Raw genomic sequence first — 19,334 nt, 5'->3', positions numbered from 1 at the left:
AAAACCTAAACGAAATGTATTATTATGTATAAAATAATCATAACAGTCAGTTTATTAGCCTGCAACATCTAATTAACAATGAATTTTACATATAAAATATTATTCGAGGTGTTTGAAATCCGGTCGCCAGACATTGACTAGATTGTGCGGAGTTTTATCACAGTGTCCGCAATTTTATTCATCGAAGAAAAGAACTAAAGATTAATTATCGAGGCTTTCTGGGGAGACTTTTAACGCAAGGGTAAGCGAGTCCGTTTAAACTTAATTGTGCTTTATTGCCTTTGTTCCAAAACGTCATATTTTCCGCGGTGTATTTAGCACCAGATGCAGATTGTTGACGATTCAGAATGGTTTGCTGATTGTCGATTGATACTTTTATCGTTTCAGGCCCCACAAATCGAAAATTCACTTCTCCGATTTGTTCACATTGAAAAGTATTGGCTTGCGAAGCTGCTTTATCGATTGGGTCTTTATGTAACTGCGTGGATAACGTCGTTTCAATCAACTTAAGTCTCGGTTGATGCGAAGCATCAAAAATCACTAACCAGGTATCGGCCTCGACTTTAAAATAAGCTGCTTCATTTAACGCACTTAAAAACCGTTGCTCTTGTTTTGCAATTGCTGGCACACAAGCGCGGCGAGTGGTAATCGTTTTGGAAACAACAAACGTAGCGTCTTCTGTTTTTAGACTTCCAGAGAACCGATTACAGCCTGTACTGCCTGATATTCTGCCGTCTTCCAAAAATTCGATGGTAACCATAGCATTATCAATCACACCACCTTGATCAATATCTTCAACCTGCCAAGTACCAGTTAACGTTGGCGTCTCCGAAACAGTCTCGTTTTTTTGGTTATGTGAAGCGCAAGCAACTAGAGTTGAGCTAAACATCACAAAAAATAACATTTTAAAAGTAGGGAACATACTGTCTCCTTGAAAACATGAAAAATACGTTAGGTTAATTTTAAGCAACAATGGTAAGCCACATTGTACTCCATCTCTGTACCTTTTCCGACTCAGACAACCGCTTAGGAGAAACGGCGATTGCCTCTGGCAATGCATGGCTTGTTGAAAAAAGTTCAGATGACACCGCGCCTTTTTGCAATTCAGCGCTGTAATAGGTAACCGCGACCACTTGTAAACAATTGGCACACTGCAAAAAAGAAGCTTGCTGTGAACCTTGCTTGAGGGTATTTAATTTCGCTGTTGGACTGATCGACAAAGTCCCATCTTTATCTGATAAATACGATAAATTGTGGGACTGACAGAAATCACAATCGCAGGCTCTAGGTTGATAAGACTCAATTGTATTCGGTAGCGATATGTTAACGGTAATACTTTTGCAATTGCAGTTCACAGAATACTGCTTCATAGATACAAATTCCTAGACTGCCTGAATGCTAATAACAACCGACTTATACGCTGGCGTATTACTTTTGTCTGCCACACTGTCGATGGGAATAAGATCATTGGTCTCAGGATAGTAAGCCGCAGCACAACCTAATGGGATTGCATATTCCACCAGCACAAAATTGCTAACTTCTCTCATCGCTACTTTGTCATTGGGCCAATGACTACGAATACGAACCTGTTGTCCGGCCGTAAACCCCAATGCTTTAATATCCGCAGGATTGATAAACAAGACTTTACGAGTACCATGAATGCCACGATAACGGTCATTATTGGTGTAAACCGTGGTATTAAATTGATCATGACTGCGTATGGTCATCATCAATAAACATCCCTTTGGTACATCAATATTATCAATGTCATGCACCACAAAATTAGCCTTACCCGTGGCGGTGGCAAATTGTCTCGCGTCTCGTACCGCATTGGGCAACACAAATTCGCCTAAATTATCGATGCGCTGATTAAAATTCTCAAAACCGGGAATGACCTGTGCTATATGATCACGAATTAATCGGTAATCTGTTCGTAACGCGAGCAAATCAAGTTCGTCATTTTTAAGTGTCGCATGCGCGAGCTGTGCGATGATATCCACTTCGCTTTTGAGTAGATCAGATGCAGGAGGAATTTTACCATGAGATGTCTGAATAACGCCCATTGAGTTTTCAACAGTAATGGTTTGAATACCGCTTTGTTGAGTATCTATTTCTGTGCGTCCCAAAGCAGGTAAAATAAGTGCTTGCTTGCCTGTATGTAAGTGCGAACGGTTAAGCTTTGTAGAAACTTGTACGGTTAAATCACATTGACTCAACGCCACATCGTTGGCTTGATGATCTGGCATCGCCCGGAAGAAATTCCCGCCCAACGCAAATAGCACTTTAATATTTCCCTGTTGCATACCATGTACTGTTTCTACTGCATCTACGCCATTTTCTCGTGGTGCTTTGAATCCAAATTCAGCTTCCAATGCATCTAAAAATTCGGGGTTTGGTTTTTCCCAAATGCCCATGGTACGGTCACCTTGCACATTGCTATGTCCTCTTACCGGACATACGCCTGCGCCAGGCTTTCCTAGATTTCCTTGTAACATTAAAAAGTTAGTCATGAGCTGAATATTCGCCACCGCATTTTTATGCTGCGTCATGCCCATAGCCCAACAACAAATGGTTTTCTTGGATTCACAAGCAATAGTGGCGGCTTGTTCAATCAATTCTCGTGTTATACCGCTTCCTTGCTCTATATCTTGCCAACTGGTGTTTGCTAAATCGGCTTTAAACGCTGTAAAGCCATGACAATATTGCTGAATAAAATCGTGATCTAGAATAGGGGTATGTTGGCTATCGCGCTCAATCAGTACTTTACACAAGCCCTTTAACAGGGCCACATCACCATTAATTTTTACCGGTAGAAATAAATCACGTAGGGCGGTTCCATTACCAATCACACCTGATGCTTCTTGTGGATTTTTGAACCGCTTTAGTCCCGTTTCATCTAGCGGATTAATGGCCACTATTTTAGCACCGCGACGCTTTGCTGCTTGCAGTGATGACAACATACGAGGGTGGTTTGAACCGGGGTTTTGGCCGAATACAAAAATGGCTTCGGCATGCTCTAAATCCTCAAGGCTAACTGTACCTTTACCGACGCCAATGGTTTCACCTAAACCCACGCCGCTGGACTCATGACACATGTTTGAGCAATCTGGCAGGTTATTAGTGCCAAACTTACGCACAAATAACTGGTACAAAAACGCGGCTTCGTTACCCGTGCGACCAGACGTATAAAAGGCCGCTTGATTGGGGTTGTCCAGCATATTTAATTGCTCTGAGATTAACTCAAACGCCGCTTCCCATTCGATTGGTTGATAATATTCTGCACCTTCAGCTAGCCACATTGGCTGAACTAGGCGGCCTTGATTGTTGAGCCAGCGATCAGATTGGTCTCGTAATTGTGAAATACTGTGGCGAGCAAAAAATTCAGCGTCTGCCCGTTTTGTCGTGGCTTCATCTGCCACCGCTTTTGCTCCATTTTCACAAAACTCAAACGTCGCTCGTTTATGCAAAGGGTCAGGCCAAGCACACCCTGGACAATCAAATCCTTCAAGTTGATTCAAATCTGACAGCAATCTAGAGCCTTTAAATGGTCCAGCCTTAGCCGCTACATTTTTATAAGCAGATAACACCGCTGGAATCCCAGCGGCCCACTCTTTTGGTTCGCTGATTGCAATTCGTTGGCTGTCGTTAGGAGCAAATGAAACCGGTGTTGCATTCGCAGGTTTTGAAGACTTCATACTGACTCCTGAGGTTTTAACAGGTGTAAACTTTATTAGGTTTTAATATGTTTAACTTACTCGCTGCGCACAAGTGTATATATTAATGCGCTGCTGCTGGATAAACCCTACTAAACAAATATCACATTCTTGGGCTAACTCAATGGCTAGACTGGACGGTGCCCCCATAGCTAAAATAAATCGAATATTTGCCATGGCAGCTTTTTGCACTAAATCAAAACTGATCCGCGAACTTAACACGATGCCGTATTCTAACTGCTCGTTTGAAGCATCGCCTAATTCGGCTAGATGCGCACCGATGATTTTATCCAACGCATTATGGCGTCCAATATCTTCTCGAACATCGATTAATCTAGGTACCTCGTCTGTTTTTATAGGAAGGCTGAATAGACCAGCACCATGCGAACCGCCCGTTAACGCAAATTCGCTCTGAGCTTGTTTTAGCTCATCAGCTAATGAAAAAATAGAGGCAACTGACATCTGCGGTCGCACTAAATGTGTATCCGCATCAAGTTGTGGCAACTTATCAAGCAACACATCGATAGACTGTTGACCACACACACTGCACCCTGAATTTACATAATCGATATGTCTCATTGCGTGACGGTGCGAAGATGCAAAATCAAAATTCGACTGAGGGTGCAAAGTGATTAGCACCTGATTACTTTGCACGCCCTTAATTCGCTGGCTTCCCATGTGCGAAACATTGTATATTTCTGAATAATGCTCAATTAAACCGCTTGCATTTAGCCAACCTTTAACTAAATCCAAATCATCACCTGGACTGCGCAGGGTAGTAAGCATTAACTTAGGATTACCAGCATTATGCAAAGGGTGCTTTAACCAAATCTCGAGTGGCTCTTCACAGGTCACCAAATCATCGATTTGATTGATTATTATTAAAGAGGAATTGGCCGCAGATTCACTGTTAAGATTAGGAGTGCTGACCAAAGTTGGGTGGCGGCCTTCATCTGTATTTATTGTGAGCCGGGTAATTGCAAACTGTTTAACCTTACTCACCGTAGATTAATCACAATTCAGTTAAAAAATCGGCAAATTGTTTGGCCAATTCGGCAGAACTAAAAATGGCTTCAGAACCTCCGGTAGCATCTTGGTAACGCACGCAATTTTCATCACGTCGAAAATCACTCACCGGCAAAGAAACCGTGATCATCTGGCCATCAATTTCAATCTCTTCAAAATCCACAAGCAGACTCCGTCAGTAAAATAAAACGTGAACACCAGTCTACTAAAATGTTCAGCATATCGAAACCAAATGCGAAAAGACTTATTGCTTACTGTATAGCATTAAAATTTCGAAACTTAACTTGTTTCAGTGACCGCTGCCAATAGAGCCTTTAAGCAACCTTTTACTGTTTAAATACTCTATGAAGATATTTAAACTTAACAATAAAAAGCCAATGAAAAAACTGAGACCACCGAAATCTAGATACCTAAAATTACCATTTATTTCATATTGTTGATTGAAGTCTGCGCCTTTTAATGTCGGTATGAGAATATCAACTATCCACAATCCAAAGCAAACACTTGAGACAGCAAAAGCAATAACCCAAGCATATTTGCATATAAAGTTGAAAGTGACATTTTCTAATTTATTCGACGTTTGCAATTCATCAGGAGTAACACCAAAAACAGACGCTAACGCTTTTGTCGTCTCTAGGGATGCGGTGCCGCTTTTTTCGACCCGTTGAATCGTTCTTGCACTTAACCCGCTAGCGGATGCCAGTTCTTCTTGGCTCCAACATTGAATAGCTCTTAGTTTTTGAATTTTAGCGTTGTTCAGTTTCACATCATTACTCATCAGTTGACCTTACATTATAGTTTCACAAGGGAAGGCCATAGTAATCACAATTATTTGAAACAATCCTGACAATTGCAAGACAGGTTGCCGACATTAACCCGACATCAATACGACAATCTTTGCCGTCGGGGTGGGGCTAGAGTAGGAGCTTAGCCATAGAATTAATGCACTTAGAGTCAAGCCGATTGCTGCGGCTTTGGTTAACTCCTTTTCCAAGTACACTGGCGATAAATGCATGACCAATTTAGACGGTAGAAGAGGCAAACCTGAATGGACGCTTCTAGAAGTTAACTATTTAAACTTTGGTTTGTCACGGCAGCTTATCGTAGCTGGGAATATTACTTAAATTCATAGACCAACTAGCGCAACTACCAACAAAGATTTTGGCCGTAGGCGTCATTGGAACTGAGCTATCAAGGCTGCCTGCTGGAACCACTATACTATCGATACTTTCAGCGCGTGTTGGAAGTGCAGAGCCGCATTTTTGACAAAAACTTTTTGCATGCAATGAGTTGGGGTAGTTATAGGTGTTAACGTCACTTTCACCCTGCAACCAAGTCAGAGTGCTACCTCTAGCAAACAAATTTGCAGCATGCGCCGAGCCGGTATCCTTTTGACAACGAGTACAATGACACAAGAAGAACGACTGGAAGTCACCTGAAAGCTCAAACTTCACACTTCCACATAAACATGAACCTTGATGTTTTTCTGTCATGATAGCCTCCTTACTTCCGATTACACCTACTACTTTTTATTCCTAAGATACTAATTTTGTTGATCATGTATTCGCTAAATAGAGTAGTGCAAAAACAAACAACATAAAAAGTACAAAGTATATTTTGTGATGCCAATTCTTCGCATAATTTGTTTTGTAATAACGAATCATAATATCAACGTCTTGGGCTGAAAAGTTGTGATTACAGTTGTAGCAATCCTTAGTTCCTTTTTTAACGTAAACGCCACAATTGACGCATTTATATATATACCTCAAGCGATCTATATTTAAATAAGGATACGCATTTTTATTTCGCTTCATGCTGAATGACTACTGATAATGAAAAAATTTGCTCTTAAACACCGCACAATAGGATTCACTTTAAGCTAGATTACAAAAATATGTGCGGTTTCGGAAGGTCAAGTACCCAGTTACAGGAATCGGCAGAAACATGACGATTGCTAGCTTCCAGTCCAAGTAAACAGCAAAACCAGTAACAACACAGGAGCTCAAAATTCCGAGTGATAAGTAAATCACCAGCCGTTTCGGGGACGTGTCGGTGCGATGAGGATGCAGTGTTAAATTATTAAGAGCAAGCATCCCCCAAAAGCCAAACCCTCCAGCAATGACCAACAGAAGTGGAATTAAAGTAAAAAAACCACTTTCAATAAGGCTATAGACCCAAACGGGACTGAAAATCACGCCAAGAATGAATAAAAGCGCTGATGGCCCAAAAGAAACGACTAAAACAAGCAAATAAAGAAAGATTTTCATAATTTATGTTTAGTTTATTAGGTGCATTCGTTTGTAACTGCCAGACCCAAATCTATATGAGCTACGATATAACCATACTCTTTTTTTGACAGCTCACCACTGCTGTACATTTGTTTGGCAAGTTCATGCGACCACATCATGCCACATGGCGCATCTGGAATGCTGGTATCGATATCTAGAAGATAGGTTTCGTTGATTTGATAGCCTTTTTTGACAAAGCTCTTAGCGCATAGACTTAATGCGTACTCCACTGCAAATTTATCAACACTAGGTAAGCCAACAAATTCGACGTCACAACCAAGATGCTTTTTACCTTGAGAATCAACATAAAAAAGTTGTCCGGTAGTACATGCAGCCAAAAATACCGAAATGAACAGAATTAAAAGCTTTGTCAGTTTCAAAATTACACCTTTTGCACTTCACGACACGAATAAACCGAAAAACACGCTACCTTTCGATGAGAGGCCCAAACGAAGGCCGCAAATTAAAATCAGCTCGGTTTAATTGATTTCGTTTTTAAATGACTAAAATTAAAAACGCTCCGCCAAACACCATAATTAAATAATATTTCAATCCATCAGGAAATTTAGACAGCAATGCAAAATAAACCAAGGTGACACAAAATGTAATGACGCCCAAAACGAGCACATGAATTAGGTTAGCGCCTGATATTAATGCTGCAATCACGAATGCGACAACATACAAAACAGTTGGTGGTATCGGATCGTTTTTCAGATCATGTAGTTTTAAAGCAGCTAATAAAATTACCAATTTTATAATCAATTAAAGTTCCCTTTAAAAATTTAATACTTCCGTTAAAACGCAGCTTTTATGCTTGCAACCAACACGAGCGTAACATTTGGCAAGCAATCTGATCAATTTATAAGTCAGCGACTTTTAAGCTGGCTAAAATCATAAGAAAAGTGACGATGCCAACTCAAAGTCGTCCCATTAGCATAGTTTTTTAGTGTTTTGACAACAATTCGATAAGTCTTTTTTTTTGCTTTGCTGCTTCAATGCCGAAGCCACCTGATACCAATGCAATACCGAAAATTAGCATTCCAAACGGTATTAGCATAGGCAATGAGAACTCGTCCATAATTGAAAAAAACGCAATACAACCAATACCTACACCTGTAAACCAGATAAGCATAAAGCAAATTACGATAGGGTGAAGACGCATTGTAATTGTTATCTTTGTGCCTAAATCTGTTTGCTTAATTTTTCCTACTATCACCGGCAGAAAAGAATTTCGATACGAAATATTTTTCGTGATCTCAAACGCATTTTCATTAACATGACCACTAAACTCATGGGTATGGCTAAAATTGAAGAATTTCTTTTTACCAGTACAGTTTTCAATTCGTTGTGCCACTTCAACAGAAGATAAGTCTGAATTGATTTCAAATTTTTCGTAAGGAATCAACTTCATATTTTCCTAAAATCCTACCCCTCTACACCACCAGAAATAGGGAGAGACCTGATAAATTGATTTACCAACTGTTATTACAAAACTGTCTTTCACAAGGCTCGCCATCATGGTCACCATCAATCAGAACGTTTGGGCAATTAGCTAGATAGTATTTCGCTTCGTTGCAAGATGTCATTTGGCTGCAATGCGTTTTACCTTCGCAACTAAACCCCATATTTTCATACGCTGGAAATAATCTAGGCTTTACAACAAAAGAGTAAATTGCAAAACCAATGATCAATGTAAACAAAAGACTAACCAACTTTGAACCTAATGATGGCTTATCTCGAGGCTTAGGATTAACACCAATTAGCGAAATTAATTTGGCATTCTGCTTCCCGTTCTCAATTACTACCTCAAATAACACCGCGTCACCAACTTTTGGTCTGCGATAGCCTTTCTTAAACTGAGAAATATGTGCGAAAACATCACCTTTTACTTCTTTGGAGGAAATGAAACCGAATCCTCTGTCATCATTCCAACGAACTATATTTCCTTGCATTACACATCCTATGTTCGATTATCAACTTAACGCCTCAACCAGTGTTTTGCCAAGTTAATTTGTTAATCCTTTGCGGAAAAAGATTCATTATAAGTAACTATCCCTTGAGGTAAATCTCCTTGTAATAACAAGGCTTGAAAATATTCCGGCGGTACATCCTTGAGTACTAATCCTTCTCTAGGCTTGAAGCCGAAGCGGTGATAGTAGTTTGGGTCTCCGAGTAACACACAACCTTTAGCTTTTATATTCATTAGCTCTTGAATAGCTGCATTCACAAGCTTCGAGCCAATACCTTTATTCTGATTATTAGGAAGCACGGAGATTGGTCCCAAACCATACCAATTGTCTGTGCCGTCAGAAATAGTTACATGAGAAAGAGCTACATGACCAACGACATTGCCTTCTTCTTCAGCAACAAGAGAAATCGACAATGCTCCTGATTCTCGCAGCGCATTAACAATAAACTGCTCCGTATGATCGGTATGTGGTGCCTCAAGAAAAGCGGCAACCGTAACCGCATAGATACTTTCGACATCGCTTTGATGTTCTTTTCGGATACGAATACTCACTCGGATATCTCCTAAAGGGCTAACGTTTGAATTTGCGATGCATGTGATTATTGTAAATTAATGCCTAGAGGCTAAACGAACAACGCTATTTGTTTGTTATAAACCTTTACTCTGTTGATATTTGTACAACCCCTTAAAAGCATTGTACAAACCTGCCGCGAGGGTTAAACCATGCCCTTCATAATCAAACTCATCGGTTCGCAAAGAAAGGTCTAAGGTACGATTTTTTGAAATGGTTTGTACTAAAGAATCGTAAACAACGCGCATTTCTCCACCTTCGCTACCAATATTCAAGTACAGATAGTTATTAATATCTTTATCTGAAAGGACATATTTCTGAGTTGCTTTAAGAGTTTCCCGTTCACTCCACCATACAGCAGGACTAAAAGCTAAATGAGCCTGAAACAAGTGAGGTCGAGAATGAAAACTATGTAGAACCAAAAGACCCGCAATAGAATGACCTGCAAACACTCTTTCATTAAGTGTACGGAACTGTTTATCAACGTCAGGTATAAGTTCGGCTTCCAAATAGTCTAGGAATTTATCCCCACCACCACCTTTTCCAACAGGACCTCTTGGATCGTTGTTTATTGTTGGAGCATAATCTCTGAGACGATCGCTACTATGTATTGCAATAACAATATGTTCATTAGAACCTTCTGAAAGATGCATGCGACGGAACATACTAGCAGCAAGATCGCCATTAATTTCTCCATCTAAAATGTATAAAACAGGGTAATGTTTAGATTTTTCTGAATTATAAGTATCTGGAAGGTAAACAGTAATTTCTTGGTTTTCTGACAAAATCGTAGAAGTAAGTATGTGTCTAATTGGCGAGTCCGATGCTTGGCAATAATTGGATAGAGCAACGAGTAAAATTAATAGTGCAGTTTTCAATTCCAAGGTTCCTTTTCAAAATGATCGTGTCAGTGACAAGTTAACTTTTAAATGAGGGGCGCAGATATATGATTTAAAAGACGAGTGAAGCGAGTCAACCCACATGCTCGCGTCCTAGCTCGCCGTTGACAGGGCGAACTTTATTTTTTTGTTACAAACCGTTATTTAAATAGACTTACGCATTTTATCGATTAAATCAATGCAAACATGATAAAGCAGGGTGTCCATATGTTTATTATTATAGAGTGGCCCCCAGCGAAACATGCCTCGAAGACTAAACAGTTTTATTGCAAACTCACACCACGTCACATACTTAGAAACGCTAAACGTTTTAATAGTTTTGTTGTGTTTGATGTTATATAAGCGCGACACCAATTTGATTTTTGGACGCCAAAATATAGGGATGCTAGTAGCACCAACGTTAACAGCTAAGGCGTCATCACCATGAACAGTAACTACATCCAAGCCAACATCTGATTTTTTAGGATCGGTTATGCATGAAATACTGTGAAAGCAAAAAATTTCTTCGAGTTTTTCGCACGTATGGTCTTGTAGCGAATTACCCGTTATGGATAAGAGGGATTCAACTTTAGACACCTTACTGCCATTTACTACAGCTAATGACCCTAGGTATACATTGGGCTTTTTTGAACTGAACCGATTGAAGAGCAAATTCAAAATCCTATAGGCTAATAACACCCAACTAAGTTACCTCAGAGCTTGTGATTGTTTTGCACGAGCACTGCGGCAAATTCTCTCTCGATATTAGGCTTACCCAATTTTTCTAGAGCCCTTTCTTTAGTACCTCCATTTTCTCCAAATTCTTTATAGCTAGTCGCTTGAGAGCTAAGAGAGATTATTAAATTGAGTAACAAAACCATCTTCATTTTAATGATCAGCTCAACTTCATAATTTTAGTTGAACCATAAGCTAATCCTCCGGCTATGGTACTAATCCAAACAGCGTAAATTGGGATAAATAAAATATCGAGCCCAGCAGTTGAAGTTGTGTGTTCTGATGTAAAAAGAGAATGCTGCATACTCCAATAACCCCAGAAATGGAAAGCAGAGATTGCTGCAAGAGAACAGGAAAGCGCAATTTTTCCGGCAGTCGAGTTTTTTAAATTTGAAAAGAGGGCTATAGCACTAAGCACTGAATAAGGGATCAATCTGAAGGAAGATGAAAACAAAAAACTATCTAAGGTGAAATTTTGTATGGCACGTTCAAAACCGGGATGCGCCTCGTACCCACCAATGTTAATCGCTAATAGCCATTGTACTGTTATCTCATTTATCAAAATAAAAGAAAGTAGTAATAGAGTCCAAAATATCCATTTCATATTGAATGCCTTTTTGTGCTTAACGGCCCTGATAAGCGACTTAAATTTGTTGACTAAAATTAGCGCGGAGCATTGTGTTACTTGCACTAATTAACATAATTAATATCCCTATTATAGAAATTCCCAGCATATCATTTTTGTTTAAACCTACACGAGGTCTCTCTTGAAATCATCATACAGCTTTTGAACAATGGGTTCTGAAGCTGCACTTAAAAATTTAACCATTGATTCCTTAGATGAGAACAAGTCCTTTAGCTTTATAGAATATCCAGGAGCAACAGGAGAAATAGGTATCGCATTATAAGACCAGATGATTTTACCTGAGCTATCGAATAGCTGTGCAGCGATATTAAAGCGAGAATTAAACTCGTCAGAAAAACCATGAACCATACCTAAAACGACTACGTTTAGTGTAATAACTAGCTTATTTTCAGAATTGCTATCGAAGCTAATATTTAGGTTATCAGCATGTACTTTTTCAATGAATTGATTTTGTACTATCTCATTTAGGCTTATTTGGTGTTCTTCCATAAATTTTAACGCAAGTTCTCTTACTCCCAGGCCGTCACTACCAGTTGCAGAGAAGTAATAACTGACACCAGTCCATTGAATTTCAACCGTACTTATAGCTGTTAGCATGGAGTTGTCGTTTGGGCTGGCCTCAAGCTTTATAGTTTGTAACAGATCGAAATTTTCTTTTTCCAGTTTTACACTCGGGACTGATGAACATCCACTAACAAAGATTATAAAAATAAGTATCAAATAATGAGATTTCAACGAAATTCTCCTGTAGGCCTAACACTTAAATAAACTGCTGAGACGAGCACTACCAATTGAGATCAGATTAATTTTTTCGTTGAAGTTACTCACCTTTAAAATTACTTTCTCTCTTTTCTCTTTCATCCAACCTTTTTAATTTCTTGTCTATCTTGAACTGCTTAACTATGAGAACAAAGTTGTGAATTGTTAGAAGAAAACAAACACCTGCAATAAGTGCTGTTGATAAAAATAAAACTAATGCTTCATCATAAGTATAGTACGCAAAACTTGCGCAAATTAACCCGATAGCAAACTCGATAAATACCGCCTCATAGTTGCTCTTTAGGCTGCTGCTAACTGGCTGAGCATAATGTTTAAACTTATATGACACATTAACAATCCTTGTAAACATAACGACGCGAGTTTGCGCGCAACTGGCGACAGTAGGGAGCGAATTTAACGGCCTTGTTAGCTGTGAATACTTGCATCGCGCTCAAGTACCCAGCAGCGCGGATTATTTGAAAAACCAATTTGCTCATAATATGAATTAGCTGCCGGTGCTGCAATAAGAATTAGTTTGCAGCGTGGCCCAAGCTGATCTTGGGTGAGAATTTGTAAACGCTTACCAATACCCAGTTTTTGATATTTTTCAGATACAGCCAAATCTGACAGATAGCACGCATAATGAAAATCTGTCATACAGCGGGAAATACCCACCAGCTTTTCGGAGTCCCAGGCGCTAACCGTCAGATTGCTATTCGAGATCATACCCATCATACAATCCCGATCTTGAATTGGTCGGCGCTCACCCAATGTCGAATCAGCCAACAGTGATATGAATTGATCCGCAGTTATTGGGTGATTAATTTTATATTCGATGCTCATAACTTCCTTTTACAGCTAACAGTTAAATAATACGGACCTTAAGAACTATATATTATTTTTTTATAACTCTATTTCAGCACTTTAGGTGGTAAATAAATAGTAAATTCATTGATTGGCTCAACTAGCACACTATGTGGAACTTGCTGTTCTTTCTCAGTTACTAACCCCAAGCGACTTAAAAGGCCAAACTTCGCGTACTGAAGTTGTGCGGGAGTTACATTCAACGCTTTGTGCCATACTCGATAAGTACCTAGCTTATTATCACGACGGTGGTAAAACCCAGCTAAAGGGTGTGTCAGATACACCAGCCCCGTTTCAGTATCAGGAAACCCTTCTAGACTTATTTTTTTATCTTCAATTTGTTTTAACTCAACCTCAGCCGGAGCCCAATCCGCTACGGTTATCATATGATATCGATGATAAATATTTTTAGAGGAATCAAAATCGCAGTTAAAGGTTACTTTACCTCTGTACCAAGGTAACTTCCAAGCAAAGTGAGGAATAGCAAGGGTCCAAGAATCTAATGTTGTACCAAGGAACCAGACACAACGTTCATTCGTTTCAGTATCAATGATGTAAATCCTGTAGTTAGTTTGCCCCATTGTAAATTTGGGGAAAGGATATACAGCAGAAGTAAAATCAACGTCTATAAATGGGACTACTGATATTAGTGCTTTGTCTTTACCATCGATTTGTACTGTGTCTAATTTGAATCTGTCTGGAAATAAACCATTGAAACGTTCTGGCGGGACTGCATAGGTAATAATTGCAAAGTGCTGTAATTTACACAGAACATCAATACCTTTTGGTATTGGTCTTTCGCTCAGGTAATCTTTAAATTTAAGAGAATCCACAACCGATCTTTCCTTAGAAATATAACGCCGCGTTCAGCGATTTGTCGGCTGCAACGCTTTATTAGAACTGTGTTTTTTTACTAGTTTATTTGAAGCTTCACCTTTAATCGCGCCACTTACAGCTAGCTTCATTAGTCGCCGAAACCTTGGGCATTCCAAATGACTAGGCGCTTTACAAGCAGCTGCGTGTTGAAGACCATCACGCATTGCCACTAACTTTTGAATAGTATTATCCAGTTCACAGGCTTTTTGCTGCAATAAATCCCTATCAATGTTGGGGTTTTCTTCAGATCCTAATATGCTCGCAATTTCTTCCAACGAAAACCCAGCTACCCGGCCCAATGCAATTAATTCTAGGCGCTCCATAACACTTGCTGCAAAAACGCGACGTATACCTTGCCTTCCTACAGAGCTGATTAATCCTTTTTCCTCATAAAAGCGCAGAGTTGAAGCAGGGACACCAGACTGCTTCGCAACCTGAGAAATATCCATAACACCTCTTGACTTAAAGTTGACTTGAAGTTGTACACTAACATTGAGTTGAAATCAAAACCAGCAACGGAGTAGTCGTGGACAACATTATTTTTGTAATATTAATCGGAATTGGCGCAACCGCAGTGATGGACTTGTGGTCTTTGTTAAGGAAATACTTACTTAACATTCCGCCAACTAATTGGGCGCTGGTTGGGCGCTGGATAGCTTATATGGGATATGGGAAATTTCGCCATATCGCTATCGCAAAATCTGACCCTATTCGCGGCGAGCAATTCATTGGATGGGCAGCACATTATTTGATCGGTATAGCTTACGCAGCGCTATTGATAATCATCTGCGGACAAAAATGGACCCTTAATCCTTCGATTGGTCCCGCACTCGCGGTGGGTATTGCCACAGTTGTCGCTCCTTTTTTTATATTGCAACCAGGAATGGGAGCAGGTATTGCTGCATCGCGAACGCCCAACCCAAACTCTGTGAGGCTACAAAGCATTATTAATCATGCAGTATTTGGCTTTGGCCTTTTTCTATCAGCTGTGGCAGTAAAATTTATTTATTCTATATAAATCCTGTACTCAATAATGGATAGAAAAGAATCAGAAGGCGAGTTTATTGCAAAGCTCTACATAGATGAGTCTAGATCTAACTTTTTAATATGAGGCGCAAAAGCGTGGGATAAACTGCAAAGCAGCCTACGTGTCTGTGTCACCAACGTTTGATTGTTCGGCCGGTCAGGTAGATCAATCATTTTTCTTTAGATACTCTTGCACTTCATTTGAAAAGCCAGCAATTTGCTCCGCATCTTGACTCCTTTGTAGCCCTAACTTCGCAATTACATGCAATAACACGGTGGCGAGAATATCGAAGCCGCCCCTGTGTTACTGACCCAGCCCGCTTGCGGGTATGTTTATTGTGTTGTTATGTTTCAATTGCTCGGAACACCTTGTGGCAAGCTCAAAAAATCAGCAACATTGTGAACCCAATTTAACTTTGAATCGCAGTATATATTGATATCTGGAGTTAACTCTAATGCAGAATCCAATGAACCAAAATGTAAAATTACTAGCCCTTCGAGTTTAGGATTGGTATTGAATATCGGGGTGCCGCACGAACCGCAAAAATGCTTACTGGCATTAAGAGACACTTGATGTGAGGTGAGATATCCATTTAATAGTTTGAAGTCGGTATTTAGAACAATAGCGTACGTTGAAAAGGCAGAACCATTCATTTTTCGGCACAACGTGCAATGACAATTTACGACTTTTTTAACTGAACCAGTAACTTCATATTTAGCTGAGCCACAAATGCAACTTCCTTTTATATTTCTCATAGCTAATTAACAACCCTTTTGAAACATAACAGTTAAATGATGCGGCCCCTAAGAACCGCATAATAATTCTTAGGTTTTTGGATATAACCCAACCCAATCTGTTGGTTCCTTATATTTATTTAAATACTGATGCCTTTCGTTTTCAGAAGTATATTTTAAATAGATATGTATATCAGTAATTAAGCTTTCACCGTCACCCATTCTAAAAAACATATCAGATGGCTCAATATCAGGATATGCGATCCACGGTGGTAGTGGTGGGGTGACTTTTAATAAAGTATTAAAACGATCCATTTCCCATTCTTTTTGAGTTAACAAATACCCTTCATATTTTTTTAATTCATCTGCATTCTTAGATTTGCATCCAAGCTCAATGAAAACCTATAGGTTTTCCTATTTATTACGTTTTGAAGCTGCAATAACAACTATTAGGACTATTATTACTACAACTACTCCACCAATCACTGAGCTACTCATAAGAATCCCCTGTTAAAAGATGCACCAATATTTCTAGTTAAAATTATCACCACTGCTCAAGATAACCTCTAAAATACCTAACGCCAAGCTAAGCGCACCCGGCAAGTAGTGGAAGCTCGGGCAATAATGCCTAAGGCATGCCCGAGATGCCGTAGAGTGTTGGGTGTCCGACGAGCTTGCGAGTGAACTTGAGCGCCTTGTTATATGCAATAGATCCATGATGTATATCGAGATAATTATTTAATTAACTCTTTAATCAATGCTTGACGTAAGCCTTTTGATAGTAAGCTATCGTCAGCGGCGGCCAACAACTCAGCTGCAGCCAATTCGACAAATGATTTATCTCCACTCATAAACCCGTCCGCATGTATATCATCAAGTACCTCTACCAGACGCCTAGCTTCCCTAATCGCCGCTTTCTCATAATTGTTCATTTCTCAGTTTCCAAAATTTTGCATATAACACTTAACATAGGGAGATTTTAAGAGCGCTATTTCAGCGAGTAAAATTCCCACTATGATGTTTTTGTTATGTGCCATTAAAGCCCCCATTTTTGATTGGTGATGGCTAAAAGGTAAAAACAAAAATATACCGATAAAACGGCTAGCAACCCAGATAATGGAATTACCCAAAATCTTAGCTTGCTAGTTTTTACCGTAGTAACCATGAGGATACCATTTAACCAAATACTAGCACTTACCAATAAAGCACTGCCAAATTGGCTAATTTCATGATCTGCTTCCCAAGTATGCCAACCCAAGATAAATAGTAAGCATAGAAACACCAACCAAAGAGCAGCAAAATAACGTGGCCTTTCCTTAGCACGAACCCAAAACAGGTAGACGAACACTAGGCAAGAGGTTGGAATTAAAAAACGGAAAATTCAAAAAATGTCATATTCTATTGGCATATAAAGCCCCAGCTTTGGGGCACAAATACATAGGCTAAAATAAGGAGCGAAGCGACGGGAGCCTACGTGTTTTTGTCCCAGCGAACGCAGTGAGCGACAATAGTTATTTGTTAGTGACACAGCCCAAAATGACCTATGAATTTGAAGGCCAAACATAAACACCATTATTGACGTAGTATGAATTGAGATTTGGCAGCGTTCTCTTTGTAAATAATTCGGGTACTGAGCCAAAACGTTGCTGGTATAGCTTAACAGCTGATAACCGTTTCCAGCGATAACGATTAAACGAGGCGTTTCGGCTTTGCCTTAGATTACTCTCTCTTGTCGCAAGTCTTTTTATCAGAGTTTGAAACATTGGCTTATTAAGAGCAAACCAATTTCTTTCCTTAAGAAAGGGACTCCCTAGCTCTGCTGAATATTTCCTTTTAATTTGTAATCTTCCTTCGTGTAGCTAACGGGCAGTAACGTAGCGGTATAATCGCGAAGCGCCGCTGCGTTACTGTCCCAGTGACCGAAGGGAACGAGTTTAGCGTTTTGTTAAAACTCTTAATCCTGAAACTCCCTCTGTAACAAAGCCACAAGTTTTCCAGTTTTTGCTGTCCATGCAGCCTGTGCAATTTCTGGCGCTAATATTTGAACAAGCATCCAACCTTCTTTGCCTTCCTGATTAAGTATTGACGGCAAATCCGGTAGCTTTGATTTTTTGAGTCCCGTAAGAAACCCTTCGTTTGTTTCGATTTCCACAGTTTTAAATTCGTATTTTTTCATAGCTGGTAATTCCTTGTAATCCAAGTCACTGAAACCTACATCTAAAGCAGAAGCCAAAGCCTTCTTTGATTGCAATGAAGCGGTTGCCTCTTTTTCTATGCGCTGAATGGTTCTCAGATTTAAACCTGAAGCCATAGCTAGTTCTTCTTGCGACCAACACTTTTGCGTTCTGAGTTCTAGAACAAGTTCTGCGTTTATTTTCATAGATTCCTTTGGACCGTTGAATGAGGCGTTCTTAGGATGCTCAAAAACAACGGAAAGATTTACGTATTTACTACGACATGAATACGAAAGTTTTACGACATTTTACGACAGCTTGCAACAACGCAGGGTTCTAACACCTTACATAAGCGGTTTTGTGGCGCTCTTCCACAAAATCCGTCTTCATGTTTTTGTTAGCCAAGTGCTCGCATGACCGCTTGAGGTTCTTTTGCAACAACATTGAGCAAAGCAAGTGCTGGGCCATGTGGATTGCGATCACCCCTTTCCCAGTGACGTAGAGTTGAAACGCTAATACAAAATTTAGAAGCAAACTCCATTTGAGTTAGCCCAAGATTTTGTCGTATTTCCGCCACATTAACTTCTGGGGCTCTATGAATTCTAGCTGCTACCTTTTTACCATCGTTAAGATCTATTGCTTCTTTTAGACCTTGAGCAATACTTTCAAATGCACTAGTCATTATGTTTCTCCAAAGCTTTTACTACCAATATTTTGACAAGTTTCGAAAGTGAGTTTCTATCGGCTTTCGTCAAATTAGCCTGTTCATTTTTCCCAAACATCGTTAATAAATAAAGCGGAATTCGTTCATCATGATAGTAGTAAATTACCCGAACACCACCACTCTTCCCCTTATTACCTTTACTCCAACGCAATTTCCGAATACCACCAGTACCTTCCATTAGAGTCCCGGCTTTGGGGTGCTCTGATAAGTAATCGATAACATCCTTGCGTTCTGATTCAGTTAAAAGAGAATCAGCACGTTTTATGTACTCTGGTAGTTCGGCGATAGCATTTTGCATCTACCGAGTATAATCCAATGGATTACTTAAATCAAAGAGATAATTGAATGGC

28 protein-coding genes are annotated in these 19,334 nt (G+C 39.6%); 1 reads left to right on the top strand and 27 read right to left on the bottom strand.

Annotated features, from left to right (window positions below; translation table 11 throughout):
• Positions 1 to 205: 205 nt before the first annotated feature.
• The 21 genes from GLIP_RS21545 to GLIP_RS17420 all read right to left on the bottom strand — a co-directional run bounded on the left by GLIP_RS21545 (position 206) and on the right by GLIP_RS17420 (position 14,774).
• Entirely contained in the window at positions 206 to 922 is a 717-nt protein-coding gene (locus GLIP_RS21545; protein WP_008846021.1) for an META domain-containing protein, read from the bottom strand.
• A 40-nt stretch (positions 923 to 962) separates the two neighbouring features.
• Positions 963 to 1,370, bottom strand: coding sequence for a hypothetical protein (locus tag GLIP_RS17510; RefSeq protein ID WP_052155007.1), 408 nt, complete (start codon positions 1,368 to 1,370; stop codon positions 963 to 965).
• Positions 1,371 to 1,382: 12 nt separating this feature from the next.
• Entirely contained in the window at positions 1,383 to 3,695 is a 2,313-nt protein-coding gene (locus tag GLIP_RS17505; protein WP_008846019.1) for an FdhF/YdeP family oxidoreductase, read from the bottom strand.
• Positions 3,696 to 3,746: 51 nt separating this feature from the next.
• A complete protein-coding gene (locus GLIP_RS17500; RefSeq protein ID WP_008846018.1) occupies positions 3,747 to 4,715 on the bottom strand; it encodes a formate dehydrogenase accessory sulfurtransferase FdhD in 969 nt (322 codons plus the stop codon).
• A 10-nt stretch (positions 4,716 to 4,725) separates the two neighbouring features.
• Positions 4,726 to 4,902, bottom strand: coding sequence for a hypothetical protein (locus GLIP_RS21975; protein WP_008846017.1), 177 nt, complete (start codon positions 4,900 to 4,902; stop codon positions 4,726 to 4,728).
• A gap of 126 nt (positions 4,903 to 5,028) precedes the next feature.
• Positions 5,029 to 5,517 carry a helix-turn-helix domain-containing protein gene (locus GLIP_RS17495; RefSeq protein ID WP_008846016.1) on the bottom strand — a complete coding sequence of 163 codons (489 nt, stop codon included), beginning with the start codon at positions 5,515 to 5,517 and terminating at the stop codon, positions 5,029 to 5,031.
• A 310-nt stretch (positions 5,518 to 5,827) separates the two neighbouring features.
• Positions 5,828 to 6,232, bottom strand: a complete 405-nt coding sequence (locus tag GLIP_RS17490) for a GFA family protein (protein ID WP_008846014.1) — start codon at positions 6,230 to 6,232, stop codon at positions 5,828 to 5,830.
• 381 nt (positions 6,233 to 6,613) lie between these two features.
• The gene (locus tag GLIP_RS17485; protein ID WP_008846013.1) at positions 6,614 to 7,006 is read right to left on the bottom strand and encodes a hypothetical protein; all 393 of its coding nucleotides are present in this window, start codon (positions 7,004 to 7,006) and stop codon (positions 6,614 to 6,616) included.
• Between the two features lie 17 nt (positions 7,007 to 7,023).
• The gene (locus GLIP_RS17480) at positions 7,024 to 7,407 is read right to left on the bottom strand and encodes a hypothetical protein (RefSeq protein ID WP_008846012.1); all 384 of its coding nucleotides are present in this window, start codon (positions 7,405 to 7,407) and stop codon (positions 7,024 to 7,026) included.
• 115 nt (positions 7,408 to 7,522) lie between these two features.
• Complete coding sequence (locus GLIP_RS17475) at positions 7,523 to 7,789, bottom strand: hypothetical protein (RefSeq protein ID WP_008846011.1); 267 nt, start codon at positions 7,787 to 7,789, stop codon at positions 7,523 to 7,525.
• 181 nt (positions 7,790 to 7,970) lie between these two features.
• Positions 7,971 to 8,438 (bottom strand): hypothetical protein, encoded by a 468-nt coding sequence (locus GLIP_RS17470; RefSeq protein ID WP_008846010.1) that lies wholly within the window; start codon positions 8,436 to 8,438, stop codon positions 7,971 to 7,973.
• 61 nt (positions 8,439 to 8,499) lie between these two features.
• The gene (locus tag GLIP_RS17465) at positions 8,500 to 8,979 is read right to left on the bottom strand and encodes a cold shock domain-containing protein (RefSeq protein WP_008846009.1); all 480 of its coding nucleotides are present in this window, start codon (positions 8,977 to 8,979) and stop codon (positions 8,500 to 8,502) included.
• 62 nt (positions 8,980 to 9,041) lie between these two features.
• Complete coding sequence (locus GLIP_RS17460) at positions 9,042 to 9,548, bottom strand: GNAT family N-acetyltransferase (RefSeq protein ID WP_008846008.1); 507 nt, start codon at positions 9,546 to 9,548, stop codon at positions 9,042 to 9,044.
• Between the two features lie 96 nt (positions 9,549 to 9,644).
• Positions 9,645 to 10,445, bottom strand: coding sequence for an alpha/beta hydrolase (locus GLIP_RS17455; RefSeq protein ID WP_008846007.1), 801 nt, complete (start codon positions 10,443 to 10,445; stop codon positions 9,645 to 9,647).
• A 165-nt stretch (positions 10,446 to 10,610) separates the two neighbouring features.
• The gene (locus GLIP_RS17450; RefSeq protein ID WP_008846006.1) at positions 10,611 to 11,042 is read right to left on the bottom strand and encodes a hypothetical protein; all 432 of its coding nucleotides are present in this window, start codon (positions 11,040 to 11,042) and stop codon (positions 10,611 to 10,613) included.
• 298 nt (positions 11,043 to 11,340) lie between these two features.
• A complete protein-coding gene (locus GLIP_RS17445; protein ID WP_008846005.1) occupies positions 11,341 to 11,784 on the bottom strand; it encodes a hypothetical protein in 444 nt (147 codons plus the stop codon).
• Between the two features lie 147 nt (positions 11,785 to 11,931).
• Complete coding sequence (locus GLIP_RS17440) at positions 11,932 to 12,561, bottom strand: hypothetical protein (protein WP_008846004.1); 630 nt, start codon at positions 12,559 to 12,561, stop codon at positions 11,932 to 11,934.
• Between the two features lie 85 nt (positions 12,562 to 12,646).
• Entirely contained in the window at positions 12,647 to 12,934 is a 288-nt protein-coding gene (locus GLIP_RS17435) for a hypothetical protein (RefSeq protein WP_008846003.1), read from the bottom strand.
• A 77-nt stretch (positions 12,935 to 13,011) separates the two neighbouring features.
• A complete protein-coding gene (locus GLIP_RS17430) occupies positions 13,012 to 13,428 on the bottom strand; it encodes a GNAT family N-acetyltransferase (RefSeq protein ID WP_008846002.1) in 417 nt (138 codons plus the stop codon).
• Between the two features lie 68 nt (positions 13,429 to 13,496).
• Positions 13,497 to 14,282, bottom strand: a complete 786-nt coding sequence (locus tag GLIP_RS17425; RefSeq protein ID WP_008846001.1) for a DUF2071 domain-containing protein — start codon at positions 14,280 to 14,282, stop codon at positions 13,497 to 13,499.
• Positions 14,283 to 14,315: 33 nt separating this feature from the next.
• On the bottom strand, positions 14,316 to 14,774 hold the full coding sequence (locus GLIP_RS17420) for a helix-turn-helix domain-containing protein (RefSeq protein WP_008846000.1): 459 nt from the start codon (positions 14,772 to 14,774) through the stop codon (positions 14,316 to 14,318).
• 77 nt (positions 14,775 to 14,851) lie between these two features.
• Between GLIP_RS17420 and GLIP_RS17415 the strand changes: the two genes are divergently transcribed.
• On the top strand, positions 14,852 to 15,343 hold the full coding sequence (locus GLIP_RS17415; RefSeq protein WP_008845999.1) for a DUF2938 domain-containing protein: 492 nt from the start codon (positions 14,852 to 14,854) through the stop codon (positions 15,341 to 15,343).
• 359 nt (positions 15,344 to 15,702) lie between these two features.
• On the opposite strand, the gene GLIP_RS17410 is transcribed toward GLIP_RS17415, so the two are convergent.
• The 6 genes from GLIP_RS17410 to GLIP_RS17380 form a co-directional block, all read right to left on the bottom strand.
• A complete protein-coding gene (locus GLIP_RS17410) occupies positions 15,703 to 16,107 on the bottom strand; it encodes a GFA family protein (RefSeq protein WP_008845997.1) in 405 nt (134 codons plus the stop codon).
• A gap of 69 nt (positions 16,108 to 16,176) precedes the next feature.
• A complete protein-coding gene (locus tag GLIP_RS17405; protein WP_052155006.1) occupies positions 16,177 to 16,401 on the bottom strand; it encodes a hypothetical protein in 225 nt (74 codons plus the stop codon).
• Positions 16,402 to 16,820: 419 nt separating this feature from the next.
• Positions 16,821 to 17,018 carry a hypothetical protein gene (locus GLIP_RS17400; protein WP_040523456.1) on the bottom strand — a complete coding sequence of 66 codons (198 nt, stop codon included), beginning with the start codon at positions 17,016 to 17,018 and terminating at the stop codon, positions 16,821 to 16,823.
• Positions 17,019 to 18,040: 1,022 nt separating this feature from the next.
• Complete coding sequence (locus GLIP_RS17390) at positions 18,041 to 18,466, bottom strand: DUF4177 domain-containing protein (protein ID WP_008845993.1); 426 nt, start codon at positions 18,464 to 18,466, stop codon at positions 18,041 to 18,043.
• A 191-nt stretch (positions 18,467 to 18,657) separates the two neighbouring features.
• Positions 18,658 to 18,942: a helix-turn-helix domain-containing protein gene (locus tag GLIP_RS17385; RefSeq protein ID WP_008845992.1), complete on the bottom strand. Its 285-nt coding sequence runs from the start codon at positions 18,940 to 18,942 to the stop codon at positions 18,658 to 18,660.
• Positions 18,935 to 19,282: a type II toxin-antitoxin system RelE/ParE family toxin gene (locus tag GLIP_RS17380; protein WP_008845991.1), complete on the bottom strand. Its 348-nt coding sequence runs from the start codon at positions 19,280 to 19,282 to the stop codon at positions 18,935 to 18,937. The genes GLIP_RS17385 and GLIP_RS17380 overlap by 8 nt, the downstream gene beginning before the upstream one ends.
• Positions 19,283 to 19,334: the final 52 nt, after the last annotated feature.

The sequence above is a fragment of the Aliiglaciecola lipolytica E3 genome (assembly GCF_000314975.1).
GTDB classification, from domain to species: domain Bacteria; phylum Pseudomonadota; class Gammaproteobacteria; order Enterobacterales; family Alteromonadaceae; genus Aliiglaciecola; species Aliiglaciecola lipolytica.
The sequence above is the reverse complement of the archived record's forward strand: the minus strand, read 5'-3'. Positions and strand labels throughout refer to the sequence as shown.

Bases quoted from the DNA above. Each gene is read 5' to 3' on its own strand.
- GLIP_RS21545 (WP_008846021.1), bottom strand. From the start codon at position 922: ATGTTCCCTACTTTTAAAATGTTATTTTTTGTGATGTTTAGCTCAACT.
- GLIP_RS17510 (WP_052155007.1), bottom strand. From the start codon at position 1,370: ATGAAGCAGTATTCTGTGAACTGCAATTGCAAAAGTATTACCGTTAAC.
- GLIP_RS17505 (WP_008846019.1), bottom strand. From the start codon at position 3,695: ATGAAGTCTTCAAAACCTGCGAATGCAACACCGGTTTCATTTGCTCCT.
- GLIP_RS17495 (WP_008846016.1), bottom strand. From the start codon at position 5,517: ATGAGTAATGATGTGAAACTGAACAACGCTAAAATTCAAAAACTAAGA.
- GLIP_RS17490 (WP_008846014.1), bottom strand. From the start codon at position 6,232: ATGACAGAAAAACATCAAGGTTCATGTTTATGTGGAAGTGTGAAGTTT.
- GLIP_RS17485 (WP_008846013.1), bottom strand. From the start codon at position 7,006: ATGAAAATCTTTCTTTATTTGCTTGTTTTAGTCGTTTCTTTTGGGCCA.
- GLIP_RS17470 (WP_008846010.1), bottom strand. From the start codon at position 8,438: ATGAAGTTGATTCCTTACGAAAAATTTGAAATCAATTCAGACTTATCT.
- GLIP_RS17465 (WP_008846009.1), bottom strand. From the start codon at position 8,979: ATGCAAGGAAATATAGTTCGTTGGAATGATGACAGAGGATTCGGTTTC.
- GLIP_RS17445 (WP_008846005.1), bottom strand. From the start codon at position 11,784: ATGAAATGGATATTTTGGACTCTATTACTACTTTCTTTTATTTTGATA.
- GLIP_RS17430 (WP_008846002.1), bottom strand. From the start codon at position 13,428: ATGAGCATCGAATATAAAATTAATCACCCAATAACTGCGGATCAATTC.
- GLIP_RS17420 (WP_008846000.1), bottom strand. From the start codon at position 14,774: ATGGATATTTCTCAGGTTGCGAAGCAGTCTGGTGTCCCTGCTTCAACT.
- GLIP_RS17410 (WP_008845997.1), bottom strand. From the start codon at position 16,107: ATGAGAAATATAAAAGGAAGTTGCATTTGTGGCTCAGCTAAATATGAA.
- GLIP_RS17405 (WP_052155006.1), bottom strand. From the start codon at position 16,401: ATGGATCGTTTTAATACTTTATTAAAAGTCACCCCACCACTACCACCG.
- GLIP_RS17400 (WP_040523456.1), bottom strand. From the start codon at position 17,018: ATGAACAATTATGAGAAAGCGGCGATTAGGGAAGCTAGGCGTCTGGTA.
- GLIP_RS17390 (WP_008845993.1), bottom strand. From the start codon at position 18,466: ATGAAAATAAACGCAGAACTTGTTCTAGAACTCAGAACGCAAAAGTGT.
- GLIP_RS17385 (WP_008845992.1), bottom strand. From the start codon at position 18,942: ATGACTAGTGCATTTGAAAGTATTGCTCAAGGTCTAAAAGAAGCAATA.
- GLIP_RS17380 (WP_008845991.1), bottom strand. From the start codon at position 19,282: ATGCAAAATGCTATCGCCGAACTACCAGAGTACATAAAACGTGCTGAT.